Source organism: Mangrovibacter sp. MFB070, assembly GCF_000705335.1.
GTDB classification, from domain to species: domain Bacteria; phylum Pseudomonadota; class Gammaproteobacteria; order Enterobacterales; family Enterobacteriaceae; genus Mangrovibacter; species Mangrovibacter plantisponsor.
The window spans coordinates 1-23,999 of record NZ_JJMI01000001.1; the positions used below are offsets into that span (position 1 = coordinate 1).

26 protein-coding genes are annotated in these 23,999 nt (G+C 49.4%); 21 read left to right on the forward strand and 5 right to left on the reverse strand.

Going from position 1 to position 23,999, the window contains the following annotated elements; genetic code table 11:
- From DT73_RS00005 to DT73_RS00050, 10 genes are all read left to right on the forward strand, one after another.
- The coding region (locus tag DT73_RS00005) for an Ig-like domain-containing protein (RefSeq protein WP_036102151.1) at positions 1-1,854 on the forward strand (1,854 nt) is incomplete at its 5' end.
- Between the two features lie 378 nt (positions 1,855-2,232).
- Positions 2,233-2,673, forward strand: coding sequence for a hypothetical protein (locus DT73_RS00010; protein WP_036102152.1), 441 nt, complete (start codon positions 2,233-2,235; stop codon positions 2,671-2,673).
- Positions 2,674-3,164: 491 nt separating this feature from the next.
- Complete coding sequence (locus DT73_RS00015) at positions 3,165-3,746, forward strand: YfaZ family outer membrane protein (RefSeq protein ID WP_369792541.1); 582 nt, start codon at positions 3,165-3,167, stop codon at positions 3,744-3,746.
- Positions 3,747-3,826: 80 nt separating this feature from the next.
- Positions 3,827-4,609: a helix-turn-helix transcriptional regulator gene (locus tag DT73_RS00020; protein WP_160173946.1), complete on the forward strand. Its 783-nt coding sequence runs from the start codon at positions 3,827-3,829 to the stop codon at positions 4,607-4,609.
- Between the two features lie 34 nt (positions 4,610-4,643).
- On the forward strand, positions 4,644-4,922 hold the full coding sequence (locus DT73_RS00025; protein ID WP_036102157.1) for an ANR family transcriptional regulator: 279 nt from the start codon (positions 4,644-4,646) through the stop codon (positions 4,920-4,922).
- Positions 4,923-5,082: 160 nt separating this feature from the next.
- Entirely contained in the window at positions 5,083-5,412 is a 330-nt protein-coding gene (locus DT73_RS00030; RefSeq protein ID WP_036102160.1) for an RcnB family protein, read from the forward strand.
- Positions 5,413-5,535: 123 nt separating this feature from the next.
- Entirely contained in the window at positions 5,536-5,826 is a 291-nt protein-coding gene (locus tag DT73_RS00035) for a hypothetical protein (protein WP_152552453.1), read from the forward strand.
- A 126-nt stretch (positions 5,827-5,952) separates the two neighbouring features.
- Positions 5,953-6,801: an EAL domain-containing protein gene (locus DT73_RS00040; RefSeq protein ID WP_084172213.1), complete on the forward strand. Its 849-nt coding sequence runs from the start codon at positions 5,953-5,955 to the stop codon at positions 6,799-6,801.
- Between the two features lie 146 nt (positions 6,802-6,947).
- Positions 6,948-7,538: a polymer-forming cytoskeletal protein gene (locus tag DT73_RS00045; RefSeq protein ID WP_051691226.1), complete on the forward strand. Its 591-nt coding sequence runs from the start codon at positions 6,948-6,950 to the stop codon at positions 7,536-7,538.
- 101 nt (positions 7,539-7,639) lie between these two features.
- Positions 7,640-8,224 carry a YSC84-related protein gene (locus DT73_RS00050; protein ID WP_036102166.1) on the forward strand — a complete coding sequence of 195 codons (585 nt, stop codon included), beginning with the start codon at positions 7,640-7,642 and terminating at the stop codon, positions 8,222-8,224.
- A gap of 12 nt (positions 8,225-8,236) precedes the next feature.
- Here the strand turns inward: DT73_RS00050 and DT73_RS00055 are convergent, their stop codons facing one another.
- A complete protein-coding gene (locus DT73_RS00055) occupies positions 8,237-8,437 on the reverse strand; it encodes a hypothetical protein (RefSeq protein ID WP_152552454.1) in 201 nt (66 codons plus the stop codon).
- Between the two features lie 276 nt (positions 8,438-8,713).
- Between DT73_RS00055 and DT73_RS00060 the strand changes: the two genes are divergently transcribed.
- From DT73_RS00060 to DT73_RS00070, 3 genes are read left to right on the forward strand one after another with little or no spacing between them, the layout of a single operon-like run.
- A complete protein-coding gene (locus DT73_RS00060) occupies positions 8,714-9,676 on the forward strand; it encodes a lipoprotein (protein WP_036102169.1) in 963 nt (320 codons plus the stop codon).
- A gap of 23 nt (positions 9,677-9,699) precedes the next feature.
- Positions 9,700-10,797, forward strand: coding sequence for a BamA/TamA family outer membrane protein (locus DT73_RS00065; RefSeq protein WP_369792542.1), 1,098 nt, complete (start codon positions 9,700-9,702; stop codon positions 10,795-10,797).
- Entirely contained in the window at positions 10,797-11,909 is a 1,113-nt protein-coding gene (locus tag DT73_RS00070; RefSeq protein WP_036102191.1) for a DUF4056 domain-containing protein, read from the forward strand. The genes DT73_RS00065 and DT73_RS00070 overlap by 1 nt, the downstream gene beginning before the upstream one ends.
- A 250-nt stretch (positions 11,910-12,159) precedes the next feature.
- Here DT73_RS00070 and DT73_RS00075 read toward each other — a convergent pair whose 3' ends face one another.
- Positions 12,160-12,450 (reverse strand): hypothetical protein, encoded by a 291-nt coding sequence (locus DT73_RS00075; protein ID WP_152552455.1) that lies wholly within the window; start codon positions 12,448-12,450, stop codon positions 12,160-12,162.
- Positions 12,451-12,562: 112 nt separating this feature from the next.
- The gene (locus tag DT73_RS00080; RefSeq protein WP_036102196.1) at positions 12,563-13,021 is read right to left on the reverse strand and encodes an SgcJ/EcaC family oxidoreductase; all 459 of its coding nucleotides are present in this window, start codon (positions 13,019-13,021) and stop codon (positions 12,563-12,565) included.
- Between the two features lie 680 nt (positions 13,022-13,701).
- Between DT73_RS00080 and drpB the strand changes: the two genes are divergently transcribed.
- The 5 genes from drpB (at position 13,702) to fdoI (ending at position 19,569) form a co-directional block, all read left to right on the forward strand.
- The gene (gene drpB / locus DT73_RS00090; protein WP_036102424.1) at positions 13,702-13,956 is read left to right on the forward strand and encodes a cell division protein DrpB; all 255 of its coding nucleotides are present in this window, start codon (positions 13,702-13,704) and stop codon (positions 13,954-13,956) included.
- A 64-nt stretch (positions 13,957-14,020) separates the two neighbouring features.
- Entirely contained in the window at positions 14,021-14,710 is a 690-nt protein-coding gene (locus tag DT73_RS00095; protein WP_036102200.1) for a phosphohydrolase, read from the forward strand.
- Positions 14,711-14,941: 231 nt separating this feature from the next.
- The gene (gene fdnG / locus DT73_RS00100; protein ID WP_072006878.1) at positions 14,942-17,992 is read left to right on the forward strand and encodes a formate dehydrogenase-N subunit alpha; all 3,051 of its coding nucleotides are present in this window, start codon (positions 14,942-14,944) and stop codon (positions 17,990-17,992) included.
- A 15-nt stretch (positions 17,993-18,007) separates the two neighbouring features.
- Positions 18,008-18,937, forward strand: coding sequence for a formate dehydrogenase subunit beta (gene fdxH, locus DT73_RS00105; protein WP_036102201.1), 930 nt, complete (start codon positions 18,008-18,010; stop codon positions 18,935-18,937).
- Entirely contained in the window at positions 18,937-19,569 is a 633-nt protein-coding gene (fdoI, locus tag DT73_RS00110; RefSeq protein ID WP_036102202.1) for a formate dehydrogenase cytochrome b556 subunit, read from the forward strand. The genes fdxH and fdoI overlap by 1 nt, the downstream gene beginning before the upstream one ends.
- 91 nt (positions 19,570-19,660) lie before the next feature.
- Here the strand turns inward: fdoI and dcm are convergent, their stop codons facing one another.
- Entirely contained in the window at positions 19,661-21,043 is a 1,383-nt protein-coding gene (dcm, locus tag DT73_RS00115) for a DNA (cytosine-5-)-methyltransferase (RefSeq protein WP_051691227.1), read from the reverse strand.
- 101 nt (positions 21,044-21,144) lie between these two features.
- Between dcm and DT73_RS00120 the strand changes: the two genes are divergently transcribed.
- Entirely contained in the window at positions 21,145-21,630 is a 486-nt protein-coding gene (locus tag DT73_RS00120; RefSeq protein ID WP_036102203.1) for a very short patch repair endonuclease, read from the forward strand.
- A 10-nt stretch (positions 21,631-21,640) separates the two neighbouring features.
- Here the strand turns inward: DT73_RS00120 and yedA are convergent, their stop codons facing one another.
- A complete protein-coding gene (gene yedA, locus DT73_RS00125) occupies positions 21,641-22,552 on the reverse strand; it encodes a drug/metabolite exporter YedA (RefSeq protein ID WP_036102204.1) in 912 nt (303 codons plus the stop codon).
- A 238-nt stretch (positions 22,553-22,790) separates the two neighbouring features.
- On the opposite strand from yedA, the gene DT73_RS00130 reads away from it, so the two are divergent.
- Both DT73_RS00130 and DT73_RS25250 read left to right on the forward strand, forming a co-directional pair.
- Positions 22,791-23,696 (forward strand): DUF808 family protein, encoded by a 906-nt coding sequence (locus DT73_RS00130; protein WP_036102206.1) that lies wholly within the window; start codon positions 22,791-22,793, stop codon positions 23,694-23,696.
- A 91-nt stretch (positions 23,697-23,787) separates the two neighbouring features.
- On the forward strand, positions 23,788-23,952 hold the full coding sequence (locus DT73_RS25250) for a YodC family protein (protein WP_064594376.1): 165 nt from the start codon (positions 23,788-23,790) through the stop codon (positions 23,950-23,952).
- Positions 23,953-23,999: the final 47 nt, after the last annotated feature.

Consider the following 23,999-nt stretch of genomic DNA (forward strand, 5'->3'; position numbering starts at 1 on the left):
GAAATTATCGACGGCGCCCTGGTCGTGACCGACAACGATGCCAAAGCAGACGGTGTGGACACCAATGCGGTGAAAGCGACGGTAACCGATGCCTCCGGCAACCCGGTTCCGGGTGTGGCGGTCACCTTCAGTGCCGGTAACGGTGCTACCATCCCGCCCAGCGCGGACACAGACGCCAGCGGTGTTGCCACGGTCACCCTGACCAACACCACCTCCGGTGCCACGGTAGTGACGGCGACGATCAACGGCAGCAGCCAGGACGTCACCACCACCTTTGTGCCGGATGACACCACTGCGGAAATTATCGATGGTGCCCTGGTGGTCACGAAGGATAACGCGAAGGCAAATGGCACTGATCACAACAGGGTGAAAGCGACGGTAACCGATGCCTCCGGCAACCTGGTACCGGGTGTGACAGTCACCTTCAGCGCGGATAACGGAGCCACGATCCCTGCCAGTGCAGACACCAACGTTCTCGGCGTTGCCGCAGTGACCCTGACCAATACGGCAGCCGGAGCCACGGTGGTTACCGCAACTATTAACGGTAGCAGCCAGGATGTCACCGCCACCTTTGTGCCGGATGACACCACGGCCGAGATCATTGATGGCGCGCTGGTGGTGACCGACAACGATGCGCAAGCTGACGGCGAGGACACCAACGCGGTGAAAGCGACGGTTACCGATGCCACCGGCAACCCGGTACCGGGCGTGACGGTAAACTTCAGTGCAAATAACGGCGCTACCATCCCACCAACTGCAGATACCAACGCCAGCGGGGAAGCCTCTGTGACGCTGACCAACACCACGTCCGGCGCCACAGTGGTTACTGCGGCAATTAACGGCAGCAGCCAGAATGCCAGCACCAATTTTATGGCGTTCACACCGGATGACACGAAGTCATCAATCACGGCAACGCCAGAAAGCATCCCGGCAGACAACACAACCACTGCACTGGTGCAGTTAACACTGAAGGATGAGCTGGATAACGCAATAACGGGCAGGGCAGCAGATATTACCTTTGATGTTACAGGGGTAACTGGCACAACCGTTGGGACTATCACAGAAAGCGCGTCTGACCCGGGGGTTTATGAAGCGACGCTGAAAGGCAGTGAAACCGGTATGGCAACAGTGACACCAAAAGTTGACGGAACCGCACTGTCAATCAGCACTCAGGTGGAACTGGTGGTTAACTGGACATCACTGACTGTCACACCGACCAGTGAATACGTGATACCAGGCGATAACCTGCAATTCACCGCAACAGCAGTGATAGAAGGCGCTGATGTTGATGTTTCAGATGAAGTGACATGGAGCAGCAGCAGCGACGCGGTAGCAACAGTCAGCAGTTCTGGTCTGGCGACTGGCGTTAGTGCAGGTTCGGCAAACATTATTGCCACCAACGGAGCCATGTCTTCTCAGGGCAGCCTGACTGTGGTTGACCCGGACTGGTCAGAAGTATTCGGTGAACGCCGGGCCGGAGATAACTCCAAACTGTATCAGGTTAGTTCAGATAATATGCTGGCATTCCGCTGCGGATCAATTGTGGATGCCATGGGGACCCCAAGCCAGGGGGTAACCGGAGGTACCGGTGGTACTGCCCGGCAAACCAGTACGGAAAATGTGACATCAGTGGATGTGGAATGGGGGAATTTTTCCTATGAACCAGGGGGCGTGACTATCTCCAAACTGACTATCCACTACAGCGATGCTGCTGACTTCGTTTGTGGTAGCTCGGGTTCTACTTCGAGTATCCAGAGAGGGAGCTGGACAGTTCCTGCCGGGATGAGGTTTACCGGGTTTTATGTCTACTCAAAAGCGTATTCTCATGAAATGCAATTTACCGCCACGCCATAAGTAATTCTGGCTGGTCGTAAGATATAACCACTGGCACACTGTCAATTACTTTGGCAGTGTGCTTTTTTTTGTGAGTTAAAGTCAGTGAGACTGAAAGTTGCAATTATGCAACATATATGGCGCGAATTCTTAAAACAGGCTGTAAATAATCACGGTGTTTATTCTGTTGATATATATCAATTGCTGTCTGATGCCGTTTGTTTATTTTATTGCCAGCGCAAAATATCTGTATGAACGGGTATTGCCAGTCAAATTTCAGCAACAAAATATTAGTGGTGATTATTCCATTTTCTAAAATGGTATGGCGCCATACAGTCTTGCCGGGAGGAAACGAATATTAACTGGAAAAATATAGGCAGCATAGGAGTTATCGCTGCCATGGTAATGGTGCTAAAAGTAACCGCCAATGACAGGCCGGTGCGCAGTGCCGCTGAATTTGGTAACGGCCATCAAAGACTGCACTATGTACAGCATATTCAACGCATGAAAGACCAGGCTATGAGTTTATCTTCCCGAACCAGGGGAGCCCTCGTGGGTAAGCATCTCCAGTTTGAGCGGGTCTATATTGATGAAGGCGCAAAAAGTGTGGTGTATGAATTTATTGCACCAGCACTAACCGGAGAAAATGTTCAGTCAATTTCAGGTGCTGAGTTAAGCCAGCTTGAAAAAGAAGGCGCTGACTATTCTCACCAGAGTGTCAGGAATAGTGATGACATCTGGTTTTTAATTAGTCTGGGGTGGCGAGTTGAAAGCTGTTTGCTCACCCAGGAGGGCATAATCCTGGTAGATGATATCTTTAATAAGCAGGACATTTTGTAACCGGTGCCGTTGATGCGGGTTACTGTTGACCTCCATGCCGGGAAACCTCCACCCGGGCATAGTAAAATATGGTGCGGATTTTATTATTATTGATTTTAATATGCGATGGTACAAAAAATACTAATTCAGAATTCTCGCCGGGCAGCATGAGATTTTATTTTTGTTGCTGGTTTTATGTGCGCCTTTTAATTTGAAATGGTAAGTGGTTATTATGGATAATCACCTGGCCCGTATGGTTATCCGGATATTTCCCTGCCTGTGCGGTAGCTGTGGCCTGTTTATGATAAATATTGGGCGGTCTTCCCGGTAAGCCAATTACCACCAATATAATTGGCTCTGGGCGATTTTAACTGAGTTGGCTACGTATTTATTAGCTTTTACATAATTATATTTTCCTGGCTGGCGTGTGGAACGCCGGGCGTACTGATGCACTGAGATGCACTGAAAGGAAAATCGAAAATTACTGTTAACACCAGGATGGCAACGCAACAATGAAAACACGTTTTACACCCCGCAACCGCGCTCTGATGCATTCTTGTACGCTTGGTTTACTACTGCCTGCGCTACTGGGTACTTCCTTTGCAGCCAGCGCGATAAGCCTTGGCCTGCAGGCTGGGGAACATTACACCGATGTGCGGGTGGATATGGGCAAGGAAACGCCAGGGTTTTATTCCCAACTGACCTGGGCGCATAACGACAATGACGGTGACCGGGGCGGAATGGAACTAGGGTTCGGCCTGCCACTGGGCAGCTTTATGATTTCTGCTGGCGGGAAATTACTTTACCTGCATCCGCGTGGTGAAGACGACGGTTATGCACTGGCAATAGGCAGCCGGCTCGCCTGGAACATCACCCAAAAATTTACCATTTTCGGCGAGGGGTACTATTCACCAGACTCATTATCCAGTGAGGTTGACCACTACCGGGAAATGGATGCAGGTTTACGCTGGGCGATTGTTCGGCCAGTCACGCTGTCTGTTGGTTACCGGTACATTGATCTGGCCGGTAAAGACGGGCGTCGCAGCCGTAAACTTGCCGATGGTATGTATCTGGGGGGAGAAGTGGGGTTCTGAACCCGTTCACGCGGTGAATGACTATTGGGCGAGCCACAGGCCGCCCACCAATTCTGTTGTACAACCTGAGGCTCATTTTTGTGCGACCCACTTTTATTCATGATAACTCACTGGCTGCTGTTGGCTTTACTGAGTTATTGAGCAGCCAGCTTCAGGCACAGTGGCGCGGGAATTCTTTCGTTCATGTTGTTTCCCGCAGCATGCCATGCAGCAAGCTTCAGTATGACCACATGGTCTCCACACCTGGTTATTCAGCTGGCGCGTGTGTGGTGCTGGAGTCTATGCCAGCAAATTCTTGCCGGGCAAAATTACGAGTAAAAGAGGGGCGCATATTTATTATTAACGCCCGTCTTTCGTTACCGGAAATGCGCCTGATTGCCAGGTATATCATTAGCTACCTGAGCGATTTCTCAGGCACTCAGCGTAAAAATAACTGGCAGGTTATGTGGGAAATCGTACCTCTGCATGTTTTACGCAGCCGTGCTCCCTCCTGGCTCACTCGCAATGAGCAGCGCACGTTGCGTTACTTACTGGCTGGCTACCCCATGAAAACGATAGCCGCCATTAGCGGGCTGAATGTAAAAACTATCAGCCGTTACAAACATGGGTTGATGCATAAACTGAATGTGTTTTCCCGCGCAGAGCTGCATTTTCGGATATGCATGGAAAAACATATTTTGCAGCCAGAGGTGGGGAAGATCTGCAAAGTAAATGTACCAGTGAAAAAGTTGAGTGAGTGCACTGAAACACACCCCATAAACCTGAAACCGTATTTAACAATACAGGCTGCCTGCATGTTGGAAGCACCCGAAATTCAGGATGGGTGCTGCCTCAACCGGCCAGTCTGCCATCTTTTAACCTGAAATGTAATTTGAAATGAAACAGAGTGGAATCACTATGGGTAATGCCTTAGCGGTATCGGGTGCAGCGCCGCAAAACGATAAAGTGACCTATAACCGTATGGCGGATAAAGCGCGGGGGCAGGAGCAGTCTTGTAAATTTAACGCGGCAGCAGAGCTGTGGCTGGAAGCGAAGGTCCTGGCGCGTTTGGATGTTAACCGCAACTGGGCTGAAGGGCGTTATTTGCATTGTGCTCATATGTGCCATTTGCTTGAAATAGCTGATGAATACGGTCGCAGTAGTTTGCCGCAGTGTTGCCGCCAGGACGTATTGTAACTATGGAACCTGTTTGTGTCTCAAAAGCAGGCCATGGTGATCACATTGCTGTCTGTTTTTCTTCCCGGGTGCTGGCAATTTATTTGAAGTTGTCGTTACCAGTATTTGACTATAGCCAAAAAGAAGATAACGAACATCCATAAATACCAGGGAGGTTATTTTGAAATACAGTCACTTTCTGTTGCTGTTGTTAACTATATTACCGGGTAGTGTTTACGCACAGAACGAAAGAAGCAATAACCAGAATAGCGAGAAGTACAGCGTTAGTGAATTTATGGCTGATTTTACCCGTTACCACCCGGGAGACCTGGCTCCGGCGCTTTACCTTACTAAACCCTATATCATCACTGCATGGAAAGTTCGGAATTTACCTGTGCCGGGCGCTGAAAATCACTGGACGTATATGGGGGAAACCTATGTGCTACTGGACAATAAAACAGGGCGCATCATCAAAGCTTATCAGCATGATATTTTTTATCCTCAGAGTTAATTGTGGTGAATAACTGCCTGAAAAGATATAGCTCAACCAGGCGTGTAGGGAGGCTTGCCAGATAACCCGTCTTCAACATAACGCCTCTGAGGAAACAGAATGATTATACCCAGGGCCATATTTTTGAACCAGACATATCAGAAGTCATGTGTCGAGCACCGCCACCAGGTGATGAAAGAAATACGCCAGTTTAAAAGCGAAATTGTCAGGATGTTGCGGGCAACGGAAAATCATAAGTTGGGGAATATTCGGATTGAAATGCCATGTGCTGATTATCCAGTACTGACAGTACTGGTGGCCGGGAACATCTGGCAACAATACGTAATGAAATTACCATGGCAGGTTATGATGTTTTTTTTACCTACACAGAAAGCGGCGATGTATCGTTTTCTGTCGACTGGCGAATGGTTGTGAATAACCAATAACAGGAATCAGGGTATAGCACCGTGTATTCCTGCTGTAGTGGTATCCCGGTAGTGTTGCTACTTAACCTGCATCTCAGCTTTATTTATAACCGAGATAAAAGAGAGAGAAGAAGTTATGCGGCCAGAGTATATATTCCCTTTTGTTGGAATGTTCCCCCGGGTGGCAGATGGTCACATGCAGGCGCTGGCTAATGCGTTAAATAGCCAGAGAGAATTGTGTATGCACTGGCAGCCAATCATAAACTTGCAGACTGGTAAAATAACCAGTATGGAGGCGCTGGTGCGCTGGCACCACCCGGTAAAAGGCTGGATAAAGCCAGCAGAATTTGTTCAACAGGCTGAAAAACAGGGGTTGAGCCGTTTGCTGACCCGGCATGTTATTACTCTGGTCTTAGCACAGCTCACCCAGTGGAAGGGCAAAGGGCTGGTATTGCTACCAGTTTCGGTAAATGTTTTCGCAACCGACCTGTCTTCCCCGGGGTTTGCAGAATACATTATTGGTTGCCTTACTAAGGCGGGTATAGCCGGGAACTTACTGATTATTGAGTGTATTGAAACTGCAAGCCTGCTGCAAAATGAGGCAGTAGTAACATGCCTTAACGTGCTACGCAGTGCTGGTGTACGGATTGCTTTGGATGACTTTGGCGCGGGTTACAGCAATATTGGCTGCCTGGGGGCACTGCCTTTAGATATCATTAAACTGGATCGCTCACTCATAAAAAATATTCGCCATGACGCTGTGGATGTAAAAATATTGCAGCATACGGTACGGTTACTTAGTGCGTTGAACTATGGCATTGTTGCCGAAGGTATTGAGCATCAAGAAGAAATGAATATATTACAACTAACTGGTTGCAATAGTGCTCAGGGGTTTTATTTCTCCCCACCGGTTGCGGGTGAACAGGCCGAGCAATTTATACGCCAGGCCGGTAAGTCTTTTGCTATTGTTAGTAGTGACGGTTGATATTTACCTTAAATGTGCCGGGCGTGGTTACTGAAAATAGTAGCTAAATTTTTTTAATACCGGCCTGCATGTGTATTTCATAATGCAGCACTTCTTGTAACTGACTGCCAGGTCACCTGGTCAGGTTTTGTGGGCAGTTAACTGTGATGGATTTCATTTTCATTGATTTGGGGTTGTTGTGCTGGATCAGCGCCCTGACCAGTTGGGTATTCTACCAAATACACACAACCGTACTGTTGGCAGTGTTGTCAGGTACGGCATTTATTCTTCACTATTTGAAAAAGGTAACACCAGGGATGTTTGGTAAAAAGAAATCGCAGCAAGAGGTACATCTTCCGGTATTAGAAAAAAACAGTGGCAGCCCGCATGGTACTGTTATTGCTCAGGGCGTATGTTTTGACGGAAACATCACAGCGTCAGGGCAGGTCTATATTTACGGTACTGTAACCGGAAATATTTATGCCCGGGAAGGAAAAATTAGTGTGATGCACAATGGTTCAGTGACAGGGAATGTTGAATCACAGTCACTTATTGTTGATGGCTCAGTACATGGCGAGAGTTGTGCTGAACATGTTGAAATTTGTGAAAATGGGCGTGTAGAAGGGCGGCTACGTTACAGCACACTGTCTATTGTTCAGGGGGGCGTGCTGGCTGGGGACATGGCACACAATTCAGATTGCCCAACAGCAAATATTGTGGATTTTTCGTCTGAGCAAGACATTGCAAAAGAAGTTTAGGTCTGGTGCAGGCAATTGCCCGCACCCGGGTGGTAATGTTATTCAATAACAATATTACGACAACTATTTTACGACAACCGTGTTACAGGAACCCATGTATTATGAAATACAAATTACTGCTATTAGTGTCAATACTGGCTATCGCCGGGTGTAGTGCCGAAGGCGATACCGCCAGCCAGCAACGTGCATCAATACAAAAAATGCGTACGGAGACGCTAACGAAGTTATATACACTCCACCCTGAAGCGCGTAGCGAGATAAAACACGCTCAAGGTTACGCTGTTTTTACCGCGAACAGCAGTAAAATATTCCTTGTTGGTTTTGGTAGTGGTTATGGTGTTGTCAGAGATATGCGTAGCGGAAGAGATACCTACATGAAAATGGCACAAGGCGGCGCAGGTGTAGGGATTGGTGTTAAGCAATTAAGCTCCGTTATGGTTTTTCATGACAGAGATTCTCTGGATAAGTTTATTAGCAATGGTTATGTAGTCGGGGCCGATGCTAATGCTGCGGCACAGTATAAAGACAAAGGGAGTTCCGCCGGAGCAACGGCAAAAGGTGTCGCTCCTGATTCCGCTGCATTACCAGCCAAAGTGAGTGTTTACGAAATCACGGAGAAGGGCCTGGCGGTTCAGGCTATGCTGAATGGTTATAAATACTGGCCGGACAGTGATTTGAATAAATAACCGGGTTGTAGTTTAACGTTGCTTGTTTACTTTTTCTGGGTTATTGGCCCTGTATTGTGATACCGAAACATCTTTATTTTTATCACCTGTTGCGTGGTTACGTTTGTGATACTTGTTTTCCACCCAATTGTAGATAACACAGATGGCTAATAACCCAATAATTGTCCATGTCTGCCACATAGTTTTCTCTTTCCAGTAAATAATATGGGTCACCAGCATACTCCGCTCTATCGGGGTGGGTAATTATTTTTATTCATAATTATAATTATCCATAATGAATTGAACCAAAGTGATAACCTCATTTAGAATCAGTGCCTCAGTCATTTGGTTGGCATATTGGTTTGGCTGGTTGCTTGTGCGGTTCGTGAAAACAAAATGCTATTCTCCGTGTGATAATCCCCCCCATTTATGAAAACAACTGTATATATCAGATATGAATTTTTCTCTGAATAGCTGTATTTGTGCCTGTATGTTAGTAGGTAACTAATAATGAGAACATCCTTTTGGGCTTTGCTCATACTACAATTGCTGGCAAGCAAATTGTGTTATGCAGAAAGTGACAAAACACCGCAGTCCTCGGATACCTCTTTCTTCCCGGTCTGGGGCGAAGAAGCAACAGCTCGTGGCTATGAGTTACCGGAACCTGTTGGCATTAATGTCAGCCATATGAATATCCGCCAGAACGTGGATGTTGATAGCATTACATTTTCCGGGTTAAGTCTGGGCTCTCACCCTATACCCGTGGATATGTTCGCGATTGATGTCGGCAATACTCGTGAGCACAGTACGACAGACAATATCCGCCTTGATCTATGGGTTTTCCCCTTTCTGAATGTATATGGCCTTCTCGGCAATACACAAGGGGCATCCATTTCAACAGTTTCCGTTGATGCAAATCCTGCAAACTTTAGTGGCATTGACCACCTCATTGCTCAGTCTGTCCACCGGATGCACCAGAGTGGTGAATTACAGAATATTGATTTCAAACTTAAGTTTAAAGGTATGACCTGGGGCGGAGGGGTGACGCTTGCTGGTGGCTATAACGACTGGTTTGCTCTGGTTGACACCAATTATACCCGTACCGATTTTGACATTCTGGATGGCAAAATTTCAGCGCTGACTGTGTCGCCACGCGTGGGTTATCGCTTTCATTTTACCGGCATTGCTGGGCCTTCCCATTTAAGCCTGTGGGTTGGCAGCATGTATCAGGATGTGCAGCAGGAGTTTAAAGGCAGCCTGGCTGATTTATCTATGCCAGCCGTTTTGGTGCCTTTAATTAACAGTGTCAACCAAAACGGCCAGGGGCGTTTTGCTGTAAACCAGCACCTGACTTCCCCATGGAATCTTCTGGTGGGGATGCAATATGAAATCACGCAAAATTTCAATATCCTGGCTGAGGTCGGGTTTGATGAGCGAAACAGCTTCTTTATAGCCGGTGAATATCGGTTCTGATGGGCAGGGGGACGCAACTCATTGTGAGCCTGCTAAGCCTTGGGTGTGGCCTCTCACACAGTGCAACGCTCAACCGGGAGACTGTCGATACGCTGTTGAACCAACTGGGAGCCGACAGAGCGCCTCTGGCGGGTGATAACGTAGCCTGGAGTGTGTTGCCCGGGCCTTTTTATACGCCGGAACTACGCCTTGGCATGGGCGCTGCCATTGCAGGGGTATACCGCGTCACCCCGCCAGATGACACTACAACACAAAATTCCGCCATTTCTTTCACCGGGTTTGTCAGCACCAGTGGTGCTTCGGGGGTAGGTGTTCATAACTACACCTTTTTTGCTGGTGACCGCTGGCGGCTTTTTGTGGACGGTAACATTGCCAATATACCGACAAAATTTTGGGGAGTGGGTTATGACGCCGCACAAGGTACTGCCCAAAATTACTATGATACGTCGTTGCGGATACACCCACAGTTATTACGCCAGCTTGCAGACCACTTCTATCTGGGTATCGGCTGGGACTACTCGGCACAACATGCTCGTTTTGACCATCCGGAAAACGGCAAATCAACTCTACCAAATTCATCCGTCAGTTCTGGCATAACGTTCAGTCTGAATTACGACTCTCGGGACGTGATAACCCGTCCTCAGCAGGGGCAGTTTTTCAATATGGAGTTGCGTTTCTTTGACCCAAAAATGGGGGCGGATACGCGATTTTCCGTCACTGAATTACAGTACGACGTTTTTTTCCCTCTTGATGCCAGGCGAGTGCTGGCACTGGATACGTGGGGGCAATTTGCCCATGGCGATATCCCGTGGAACAGATTGCCTCAGGCCGGAGATGACCACCGGCTGCGAGGTTATTACCCGGGGCGCTACCGGGATAATGATGTAGTGAGCGTCCAGATAGAATACCGGCAAAAAATGTCCTGGCGGCATGGCATTGTTCTGTGGGCCGGTATGGGGGCGATTGGGGATAAAACACAGAATTTATTTCACCATCCTTTACTCCCCACAGTGGGGGCAGGTTACCGGTTCGAAGTGAAACCGGATATGAATGTTCGCCTGGATTTGGGTGTTGGCAGAGATAGCGCCGGGTTTTATTTCCAGGTAGCGGAGGCATTTTGATGTACACCAGGTTAGTGATACTGATTTTTATCCTGTGGTGTAACACAGTGAGTGGGGAACCGGTAATTAACAATGCCCCGGTTGTAACTGCAGAACACCTGGCTGCGCCATCGGCATTACGCCCATGCTGCGCATTTGGCAATGGCCTGAAGGTTAAGATAGGCAGTCTGCCGGTACCGTTTTACCGTGTCGATAATATATTCTCAGCGGATAATCCCGGGCATCACCACTATAATGATTCACATTTTGCGGCGCTGGTGGCTCTCTCAGGGCTTGGCCGTGAACGCAATGGGATTATTTATACGCATCACGGTGGGTTTATTGATATCGCACATGTCAGGGACACTGCTGACAATACGTTCTATTTGTTCACGCAAATTTACCCCAGGTTAGGCCAGGAGTGGCGGCTCTTTCTGAGTGAGGAGTTGGGGGTGCGCCGGATTCAGCTTTATAGTTTCACTCCCCCGGCAATGCGTGCAGAGCGGTACCGTGTTTCTGCCTGGCTTGCCGGGCAACTGGCATTTCAGTTGGCTCAATGGCACGAGATAGCCCAATGGTATGGTTATCAGTCCGTTTCAGGTTTTCCTGAAGCTATATCGGCATTTTCGCCGGAAGATCTTTATTCAAATTTATTGGGAGCCCGCCTTGCAATAGCGGTTATTTTACGCGGAGAGGCGGGTTCCGTAACGCAGTACAACAATTCGATGGATGCCCGCTTGTCGCAGGCGTTATTACGGTTGGGGGCGGTGAGCCGTAAGGAAACGGAGGAAAGGTTCAGTTCTGTGGATGGTGTCTGGTGGGACAGTACGCGCAGGGTGCCGGATAAATACCTTGTGTTGCGGCGTAACTATGATCTCAGGGCGCAGCGCCAGCCTTTAACTGTACCGGGAGAAGACCGGAAACCATACTTACTTCAGCTCCCCGGGCGGGTTAACGGGGCCGTTCTCAGTCAGCTTGGCGAATTGGAAATCTACCCGGGGGAGTCAATGAAAGCATTGCCTTCCCCAGCGGCATTTTATGCGCCAGCTGATTTTGTTCAATTAGCTGAAATAGCAAAAAGAGCAGACAGTCTTGAGCATAAACAAACTGGCAGTAGACAGGTAACCAGGTAACAATGGTTTAAACAGGTTAGTTATTATGTGATATAAATTAACACGCATTATGAATCAAAATAATATATTTTGATTGTTAAAGATTATTTTTTGTCTGTGATGTGAACTGGAATTTGAAAACTCTCAATTCAATCCCGTTTTATTATGTTTAACGCTTATTTATGCCAGGATGGCCGCACGTTGTAGATAATTTCTAAGGATTAAGCTGTGAGTAAAATAGCGATGTTGCCCGCTCTGCTGGTGTTTGTGTTTACACCAGTCGTTTATGGAGCACATAACCCGCCACCGCCGCCACATCATAACGAACACCATGATAAGAACCACCATGATAATAATGGCCACCATAATGACAAACACCATCATGATAATGGTCATCACTATGGAAATGAGTCACATCATGATAACGGGCCACATCACGATAACGGACCACATCACGATAACGGACCACATCACGATAACGGACCACATCACGATAACGACTCACATCATGATAACGGGCCGCACGAAGGAAATCATGATGGCGGCCATACGACTCCGCCACCTCCACCGCCTCACCATTAACTGTGGCGGGGTAATAGCAACGGGCACAACAGTGTGCCCGTCATGTTTTCATCTGGTGGAACGCCAGGTTATGCCAGACCCGGCCTCATTACTCAGGACTGCCCTTCAGGCATAGCGGATGAGTGGTGTGAGGAAATCAGCCACTGGTTATCAACGTAGTCGTAAGTGAATGTATACCGAGCCTGAATGGTTGTGTTATCGCTAAAGGTAAAAGTATAAATACCGCTGTCAATTGCCGTATTGCAACCGAGGCGCACAGTGCGCTGGTTAATTTCCCCAACCGGCTTTTTTTCTAAAAAATGTTCAAAATAATCTACTCGCTGATCATTGGTGAGGCGAACCTGGTTTGAAACCGTTGGCAGTAAGACGGCATCGCGGGTATATAACGCAGCAACTTGCTGAGCATCACCAGTTTGTAATGCATTATTCCAGACAGTAAACCGTGCTTCTATTTCCGGAATGTCGCTATCCGTACACGTAATTTTTTCTGCTGCAATACTATTCATAGAGGCAATTAAACTAAACAGGGCAATTCCAGTGCGTAAAATCATTTATTCTTCTCTCCATATATAGGCAGGCAAGAGATTAAAGAATAACGTGTGGGGAATATACTGCCTTTACACATGTTTAAATGTGCGTGGTTGTATTTTTTATTGTCAGTTTTTTCGTGGGCTGTTTGCTGCAGGTAAATGTTTTTGCGTAACATTAAAAGAAAATATGCTGAAAAATAAATAATCGGCCTGCCAGTATATGCACAGGCCCGCCAGTTGGCGTAATCACAATCACCTGACGGTTCAACTTGTCCGGGCAATACTAACCCGAGTAGCTATAAGCCACCTGATGAGCCAGTAAACCTGAAAACGAGTTGAATCGTCAGGAATATACAGTGGAATAAAAAGGCAATAACGAATTGATTATTCCATGAAAAAGCCTGCGTGAATAGTATCTGGATAGCACAAAATGCAAAAATAATCTTTATTCCGTTTAAGAAATCGCATGCAGCATGAAATCACGCACTGAGGGTAACTGGCGAATAAAAATTAAACATTTACCAGTCTTCCCGCTATTTTATGGTGTTGGACAGGGAGGGCAGTGCGCCAGAAACACAGAAAAATCCGGTTTCGTTGCCAGCGAAGAGGAAACTGGCCTCATTGAATATTAAATGTGATATAAATCACATTAGCCTGCAATGGGCAATTAACTGATGATTTTGCATGAGAAACAGACTGTTATGGATAATAAACCGCGCCGCGACCTGGGCGGCAAACTGGCGTTATGTGCTTTCTGGATTTTTTGCCTTTATGCCCTGTGGGCTATTTTGCGTTATTTCTGGGTAGTCAGTGCTGTTCAGCCTGTTCCTGGTAACGTTCATGGTACATTTTCCGGCAAATTGCTGGATGCCCTGGCCGGGGGAATGGTATTGGGTGCCATTGCTCTGGTTTTGGGGGTTGTTGTCTGGTTTACCCGGCCAGCCAGTCACCGCTAGAATGTCACTTTAGTGTCATCATTGGCTGGCAACGTATAGCCACATGTGCAGCTCGGGAGTGAAAATGTTATTACAAGACTGGCAGTTACAGTTTGAACAATGGTTGTCGCAGCACGGGCCTCAGGATGATGCAGCCCATGACTTATCACATTTTCGCCGGGTCTGGTGCACAGCGCAAAAGATGTTGCGCCACCACGAAGGGAACGCACTGGTCGTGTTAACCGCATGTTATTTTCATGATGTGGTTAATTTGCCTAAAAACCACCCGGAACGCCATCTGGCATCCAGAATGGCCGCTGATAAAACCCGGCACATTCTGGCAACTTATTTTCCGGCTTTCCCGGCGGAGATCTATGATGCCGTCGCTCATGCAATAGCCGCGCACAGTTTCAGTGCCGGGATAGTGCCTCAAACAACAGAAGCCAAAATTGTGCAGGATGCAGACCGGCTGGAGTCCCTGGGGGCAATAGGACTTGCCCGTGTCTTCTATGTATCTGGTGCGCTGGGCAGGCCGTTATTCGATGCAGAAGACCCGATGGCTGAAGCCCGCGAGCTGGATGATACCCGCTTTGCATTAGACCATTTTCGCAAAAAACTTCTCGCACTCCCGGCTAAAATGCAAACTGAGACCGGGCGCAGCCTGGCGCGCCACAATGCCAATTTCCTGGTGGATTATATGGCAAAGTTATGTGCCGAACTGAATGGGGAATTGCTTGGCTTTGATGAGCACATTCGCCAGCAATTTACCTGTTAACCTCCTGCCCATATCTCGTCCAGGCAGTTCACGGCATAGCAGTGGGCTGCCTTTATTTTGCTGCGCCTTTTGCGTGATTTTTGTTACGGACATAAAATATTGGTTAATCTTCCACCAATGTTGGTAACAGCAGGAGTTTTTTTTGCGTAAATTGATTACAATCAATTTACATTTTCTGCTGCCTGATACCGTATACCCACTTTAATCAATAAAAATAATGTGGGCAAAAGGATGCAAGTCAATCGCAGAGGATTTTTTAAAGTCTGTGCAGGGGGAATGGCTGGCACCACCCTTGCCGCACTGGGGTTTACACCCGTTACTGCACATGCCAGCACTCGCGAATATAAACTGATTCGGGCCAAAGAAACCCGCAACAACTGCACTTACTGCTCAGTAGGTTGCGGCATGCTGATTTACAGCCTGGGTGATGGCGCGAAAAATGCCACCTCTTCAATATTCCATGTCGAGGGTGATCCAGACCACCCGGTCAGCCGCGGGTCTTTGTGCCCGAAAGGTGCCGGGGTGGTGGATTATATTCACAGCGACCAACGGCTCAAATACCCAGAATACCGCGCGCCAGGTAGTGACACCTGGCAACGTATTAGCTGGGAAGATGCAATCGATCGCATTGCACGCCTGATGAAAGCAGACCGCGATGCGAATTTCCAGGTAACGAACAGTTCAGGCGTAACAGTCAACCGCTGGCTGACCACCTCAATGTTTTGTTCTTCCGCTGCCAGCAATGAAACCGGGGTCCTGGACCAGAAGTTCTCACGGGCACTGGGAATGCTGGCTGTGGAAAACCAGGCGCGTTTGTGCCACGGGCCTACTGTATCAGCATTGGCGCCCAGCTTTGGTCGTGGGGCTATGACCAATAACTGGAACGATATCAAAAACGCCAATGTGGTATTGGTGATGGGCGGCAACCCGGCAGAAGCGCACCCGGTCGGTTTCAAATGGGTTGTGGAGGCCAAAAATCATAATAAGGCCACGGTGCTGGTGGTTGACCCGCGCTTCAACCGTACCGCGTCGGTTGCCGACCGCTACGCACCCATCCGCGCAGGCTCGGATGCGGCGTTCTTGCTCGGGGTGATTAATTATCTGCTCGGCCATGACGCAATTCACCATGACTATGTGAAAGCCTTTACCAATGCGGCATTGCTGGTGCGCGACGATTACGCCTTCAACGATGGTCTGTTCAGCGGTTTCGACGAAAAACACCACAAATACGACAAAACCAGTTGGGCTTACGCACTGGATGATGAAGGGATGGCGCAACGTGACGATTCGCTGCAAAACCCGCGGTGTGTGATTAACCTGCTCAAACAGCATGTCGCGCGTTACACGCCAGAAATGGTCGAAAACCTGTGTGGTACCTCACAAGCAGATTTCCTGCATGTTTGTGAACAACTGGCTACCACCGCTGTACCAAACAGAACCGCAACTATTCTTTATGCCCTGGGCTGGACTCACCACACCAATGGCGCACAGATCATCCGTGCTTCGGCAATGATTCAGTTGTTGCTGGGGAATATCGGTATGCCTGGTGGCGGTATCAACGCATTACGAGGGCACTCCAACGTACAGGGCTTTACTGATCTTGGTTTGCTCTCACAAAGCCTGCCGGGTTACCTGAAATTGCCATCAGAAAAACAGAGCACGCTGGAGCAGTACCTTGGGGAAAATACACCTCATGCGCTGTTGCCAGGCCAGGTCAATTACTGGGGCAATACACCGAAATTTTTCGTCAGCTTTATGAAAGCCATGTTTGGCGACGCGGCACAGGCCAGCAACCAGTGGGGATACGACTGGCTGCCGAAGTGGGATAAAAGCTACGACTGCCTTACCCAGGCCGAAATGATGGCGGAAGGGAAATTCACTGGCTGCCTGGTGCAGGGCTTTAACCCACTGGCGGCATTCCCGGATAAAAATAAAGCGCTGCGGGCCTTTTCAAAACTGAAATACATGGTCGTGATTGACCCATTAAGCACTGAAACCGCCAGCTTCTGGCAAAACCAGGGCGAAATGAATGCGGTTGATTCTGCTGCTATTCAGACAGAGGTGTTCCGTCTGCCTTCTTCCTGCTTTGCTGAAGAGAATGGCTCTGTTGCTAACTCATCTCGCTGGCTGCAGTGGCACTGGGCCGCAGCACAACCACCAGGTGAAGCCTGGAACGACGGTAAAATTCTTGGCCATTTATTTATGCGCCTGCGTGAGTTGTACCGGCAGGAAGGCGGCGTTGCGCCAGAACCTGTATTGAACACCCGTTGGGAGTACAACGACCCGCACGACCCAATGCCTGAGGAAGTCGCGCAGGAAGCCAGTGGTTATGCAGTGCAGGATGTTCAGGATGCAGCTACACAAACCAGCCTGAAAAAAGGGGAGCAGTTAGCCAGTTTTGCTCAACTGCGAGACGATGGCTCAACAGCCAGTTTCTGCTGGATCTACTGTGGTAGCTGGACTCAGGCGGGTAACCAGATGGCACGGCGCGATAATGCCGACCCAAGCGGCCTTGGCGCTATATCCGGGTGGGCATGGGCCTGGCCGGTCAACCGGCGCATTCTGTATAACCGTGCATCGGCAGATGCACAGGGTAAAGCATGGGACCCGAAACGCGCTCTGATTGAGTGGAATGGCTCGAAGTGGGCAGGGCTGGATGTGCCGGATTACCCGGTGACGGCTGCGCCGGAGAAAAATGTCGGGCCATTTATCATGATGCAGGATGGCATGGGGCATTTATTCGGGCTGGATAAACTCGCCGACGGGCCATTCCCGGAACATTATGAACCAACTGAATCGCCAATTGGCACGAACCCGCTTCATCCGGCAGTAACCTGGAACCCGGTAGCGCGCCTTTACGCCAGCGATAAAGCCATGATGGGCACGGCCAGCGATTTCCCGTATGTCGCCACCAGTTATTCCATTACCGAGCTGTTCCGCCACTGGACCAAGCATGCGTTGCTCAATGCGATTGTTCAGCCAGAGCAGTTTGTGGAAATAGGCAGTGAACTGGCAAAAGAGAAGGGCATTGTTGCGGGCGATGAAGTGAAAGTGAGCTCGAAACGCGGCTATATCAAAGCTAAAGCGGTGGTGACTCAACGTATTCCGCGCCTGAAAATTGATGGCAAAACAGTTGATACCATTGGTGTGCCTTGCCACTGGGGCTTTGAAGGCACTACCCGTAAAGGTTTTCTGGCAAATACCCTGACACCCAGCATTGGGGATGCCAATTCACAAACGCCGGAATATAAGGCGTTTCTCGTGAATGTGGAAAAGGTGTAAGGGAGATAATAAACGATGTCATATCAATCTCAGGATATTTTACGCCGCTCGGCAACCAATGGTTTGACGCCCGCGCCACAGGCCCGGGATCACAAACAGGAAGTGGCGAAGCTAATTGATGTCACCAGTTGCATTGGCTGTAAGGCCTGCCAGGTGGCGTGTTCGGAATGGAACGACATTCGCGACGAAGTGGGGCACAACCATGGGGTGTACGACAACCCGATGGATCTCAGTGCCAAATCATGGACTGTGATGCGTTTTTCCGAAGTGGTGGAAGATGGACGCCTGCAGTGGCTGATTCGCAAAGATGGCTGCATGCACTGTAGTGACCCGGGCTGCCTGAAAGCCTGCCCGTCAGAAGGGGCTATTATTCAGTATGTGAACGGCATTGTGGATTTTCAGTCTGAGCACTGTATCGGCTGCGGTTACTGCATTGCCGGGTGCCCGTTCAATGTGCCGCGTATCAACAAAGAAGATAACCGCGCGTATAAATGCACACTCTGTGTGGATCGCGTCACGGTGGGCCAGGAGCCGGCATGTGTAAAAACCTGCCCAACCGGGGCTATTCACTTTGGCAGTAAAGAAGAGATGCAGGTGCTGGCGCAAGAGCGTGTGGAAGAACTGAATACCCGTGGTTTCAAAAATGCCGGGCTGTATGACCCGCAGGGCGTGGGTGGTACGCATGTTATGTACGTGCTGCATCATGCCGACCGCCCGGGGCTCTACCATGGTTTGCCAGAAAACCCCGCTATCAGCGAGACGGTTAAATTCTGGAAAGGCATTTGGAAACCGCTGGCAGCCATCGGCTTTGCCGCCACTTTCGCCGCCAGCATATTCCATTATGTGGGGGTTGGGCCGAACAGGGCTGAACCGGAAGATGAAGGCGAAGGTGAAACCCAGGGGAAAGAGCACAAAGGACAAAAAGAGAAGGAAGGGGCTGAATAATGAAGAAAGAAGAGAAGATTATTCGCTACACTGCGCCGGAACGTATTAACCACTGGGTAACCGCGTTCTGCTTTTTGTTTGTCGCCATTAGTGGCCTGGGGTTCTTTTTCCCGTCGTTTAACTGGCTGATGAATATTTTTGGTACACCGCAACTGGCACGCATTCTTCACCCCTTTGCCGGGGTGCTGATGTTCTGTTCGTTTATCCTGATGTTCTTCCGCTACTGGCACCATAACCTGGTCACCCGCGACGATATTTTATGGGCAAAAAACATCCATAAAATTGCTCAAAACCAGGAAGTGGGCGACACCGGGCGGTATAACTTTGGGCAGAAATGCGTCTTTTGGGGCGCAATCTTACTGCTGCTTTTGTTACTGGTCAGTGGTGTGGTTATCTGGCGCCCGTGGTTTGCGCCATATTTCCCCATCCCGGTGATTCGCCTGGCGCTGTTGGTACACTCTTTCGCTGCGGTGGCGTTGATTGTGGTTATCATGGTGCATATTTACGCGGCACTGTGGGTGAAGGGCACAATTACAGCGATGGTAGAAGGCTGGGTGACCGGTACCTGGGCGAAAAAACACCACCCGCGCTGGTACCGTGAGTTGCAGCAGAAACGTTCACAGAACGAATAACGCGTTTATTTTGCAAAGATTGTTCTGCAAAGATTGTTCTGTGAAGATAATTTTGTGCATGATAAGAAAAACCCGGGTAACCCGGGTTTTTTTATGGCTTGCGTGTCAGTTCGACTGCTTTATCAATACGTGATGCCAGTAATTTGGCCACCGCAGCAAACACCGGAACCACCACCGAATTACCAAACTGGCGCCAGGCCTGGGTATCAGATACCGGGATACGGAACCGGGCTTCACCTGGTTGTTCAAAGCCCATCAGGCGTGCGCATTCACGGGGTGTCAGCTTACGGGGGCGGTTAGCCTGGTTGCCTTTATCGCCAAAATCCTGTTCGCCTAATGCGCTGTTCCAGCCGCGGTCTACCAGAATCTCGGAGCCATCTTTGTAATAACGCGCCGAGAGCGTGCGTGCCACCGCGTGCGGGTTGTGCGGGTCAACCAGACCGAAGCCAAAGCCATTCCCTTTTTCCCGGTGTTTACGGGCATAGTTATACAGGTACTTCCACAGAATTTCGCTGAGGATGTATTTCGGGTTGACCTCGTTATCCAGCAGGTTGCTGAATGTTGGCCGTTGTTCCGGGTAAAACTGTGCAATATCACGCAAGGTGAAGTTATCAGCCAGGGCTAAATCGCGGCGAAAACCAACCAGAACAATCCGCTCGCGGTGCTGAGGAAGAAAATGTTTCCCGTCGATAATTTTCGGGTCTGAGGCACTGTTATCGCTGCTGTCTGCTACATCGTAACCCAGCTCATCCAGAGTGTTCTGGATAACCCGAAATGTGTTGCCTTTATCATGGCTTTTCAGGTTCTTAACGTTCTCCAGCACAAAAATGGCCGGGCGTTTAACGGCAATAATGCGGGCAACATCGAAAAACAGTGTACCCTGGGTTTCACACTCAAAACCGTGTGCGCGCCCGAGTGCATTTTTCTTACTGACCCCCGCTAAACTGAATGGCTGGCAGGGAAAACCGGCCAGCAATACATGGTGGTCGGGAATGTTATTGTCGATATTCTGCCAGGCAGCCTGCTGGCTGATTTCGGGCTGGTTACTCAGGGTGATATCGCGAATGTCATGGTTAAATTTGTGCGCAGGGCTGCAGTACCAGTTCGCTTTGTAGGTTTTTACCGCATGTTTGTTCCATTCACTGGTAAAAACACACTCGCCACCAATTGCTTCAAACCCACTGCGAATGCCGCCAATACCGGCAAACAGGTCAATAAAGCGAAAACGGTTTTTTGGTGTTGCCGGGGGCGAAGGGAGCATGGCGGCTAACCGGATTATTTCTGCCTCGGTTAATGCCTGCCCGTTGTGCTGGCGGGCCTGTTGTAATTTGGGGCGGTTCCAGCGGCCGGGGCTGACTTCATTCAGCGCCGCAAGAATGGTTTTGGTATCATAAACAGCCAGCACATGCTGCAGGCAGTCGGCATCTGTGCCAGTAAATGCTGTTGGCGTAATCAGTGATTCAGTCGCGTCCATGGTGCAATCTTATCCGCAGAAAGTGCGCGCAGATTACCACACATGGCTCGCTTCGCCTATTGGCAGCATGTTGCACATATTGTTACGGGCAGGGAAAAACGATGGCAGATGTTCACAGCAAAGCGGTACGGCGCAAAAATATGCAGGCCATTCACACCAGTGATACAGCAATAGAACAGCGCCTGGCCGGGCTGCTCGACAGCCTGGGGTTTGACTACCGAGTGCAGGATAAAACATTGCCTGGCTGCCCGGATTTTGTTGTTGATGCGCAACAGTGTGTGGTGTTTACCCATGGTTGCTTCTGGCATCGCCATGATTGCCATTTGTTTAAAGTCCCGGCAACGCGTACCGAATTCTGGCTCGAAAAGCTGGGTAACAATGCGCAGCGGGATGTGCGTGACACCCAGCAACTAATTGCCAGCGGCTGGCGGGTATTGTGGGTGTGGGAGTGTGCGTTACGTGGTAAAGAAAAACTGACTGACGAACAACTCTCCACCCGGCTGGAGGAGTGGATTTTCAGTGGAGGAATACTGGCGGAAATTGACTCGCAGGGTATTCATGACCGGTCAGACAGTGGGCCTGCCTGACCGTTTGGCGTTATTTTTCTGCCGGGCAAGGCTCAGCAGCGGTTTTTACCGGAAACAGTGTCTTTCCAAGCGTCACCAGCACTACGGCGAAAATAATAATCCCCAGTGCCAGCCACTCTTTGCCTGAGAGTGATTCACCGGCAAACCCGGTTCCGAGTAATACAGCCACCACCGGGTTAACATAGGCATAACTGGTCGCAATGGCCGGGGAGACATTACGTATCAGGAACATATAAGCATTAATGGCGATAATTGACCCAAATAAAGCCAGGTAGGCCACGGCAAAGAAGCCGGACGCAGAGGGCAGGGCTGTGAGGCGTTCGCCAGTGAGCGCCGAGGCAAACAGTAAAATCACCCCCGCGGCCAGCATTTCAATAGCGCCCGCCATCATCCCTTGCGGCAGGGTAATACGTGAACCATACACGGAACCAAATGCCCAGCTTAATGACCCAATCAGGATCATCAGCGCGCCCCAGGGGTTACCACTCAGGTTGCCGCCACTATTCAGCAGCACAATGCCCGCAAGGCCGAACGCGATCCCCATCCATTCTATTTTGCGTGTTTTGATACCGAACAACCGGCTAAAACACAGAGTGAACAGCGGAACTGTCGCCACCATCACCGCCGCAATACCTGACGGGACATTTTGGTGTTCAGCAACAGTAACCAGACCATTACCCACCGCTAATAACAGAAAGCCCAGCAGCACCGCATTAAAAATTTGGCGCACTGGCGGCAGGCGATGGCCGCGTATTAGTAAAAACAGTAATAACAGCACTCCCGCACTGAGAAAACGAGTCCCTGCCATCATTAGCGGCGGCCAGCTTTCAACGCCAATACGAATAGCAAAATAGGTTGAACCCCAGATGATATACAGCGCAAACAGCGCACCGACTAACGGCAACAAATTGCCAACACGCATAATCCCTCGCAAAATCTGACAAATAATAAGTACCCTGATAGTTAACCGGAAAAGTATCAGGCTGGCGAGTGATTTACTTGTGTCATTGGTGTTATTTTTGTGTTGACATATGCGCAGTTTCAGCAAGGTAAACCGGCTGAAATGAGTGAGATAAAGCGACCTGCGTCTGGGGCTGACATATTCCGTCATCTGGCTGCCAGACGAGGTGCAAACACAATAATGATGAGGACTGATACCTGTGGCAGGAAGTAGTTTATTAACCTTACTGGATGATATTGCAACATTACTGGATGATATTTCTGTTATGGGGAAACTTGCCGCGAAGAAAACGGCAGGTGTCCTGGGCGATGACTTGTCGCTCAATGCTCAACAAGTTACTGGTGTCAGGGCCAACCGGGAATTGCCCGTGGTGTGGCAGGTAGCAAAAGGGTCTCTGGTCAACAAGGTAATTTTGGTACCTATGGCCTTACTTATCAGTGCTTTTATTCCCTGGGCTATTACACCGCTATTAATGCTGGGCGGTGCGTTTTTGTGTTTTGAAGGCATGGAAAAAGTGCTGCACAGCCTGGCATCACGCCATGAAAATTCAGATGAACAGCGTGAAGCCCGGCTCAGCCAACTGGCAAACCAGGATCCTGTGCAGTACGAACGTGCGAAAGTGAAAGGTGCCATCCGTACCGATTTTATCCTCTCGGCAGAAATTGTCGCGCTGACGTTGGGGATTGTCTCCAGTGCGCCGTTAATCAACCAGATAGTGATACTGGCAGGGATTGCGCTGCTGGTCACCGTTGGGGTGTACGGTATTGTCGGGGTTATCGTTAAGCTTGACGATATGGGCTGGTGGCTGGAAAAACGCCCTTCAGTGTTGGCCCAAATTCTGGGTAAAGGGTTGCTGATACTTGCTCCCTGGCTGATGAAAACATTGTCAGTGGTGGGTACGCTTGCCATGTTTTTAGTGGGTGGCGGTATCCTGGTTCATGGCATACCCTGGCTGCACCATCACATTGAAGCGCTTTCAGCATTGTCTGAAAATTTACCGGGCTGGTTGATAACCCCGGTAGCTACGCTGGTGGTGGGAATGTTGCTCGGTGCCGTGGTTGTCGGCGCTGTGGCTCTGGTGAACCGTATTAGAGCAGGCAAATAAGCGAAAATAATTGCGCATTTTTTGTGCGCAAACTGCCAAAACTCTTGCTATACATTATCTGTTGGTATTCACCCTGATAATGGAGGCAAAGATGGTCTTTTTCGTCAGTGATGAAGTGCGGCGTAAATCAGGCGGACCCCGGATGATAGTCACGGGTTATGCCAGTGGCATGGTGGAGTGCCGTTGGTACGATGGTTTTTGCGTACAACGTGAAGCCTTCCATGAGGATGAATTAATTGCCGGTGGAATGGATTAGCGAGCAGTAATTCCGCGTTATCCAGTGCAAAGAAATAAACAGGGTAA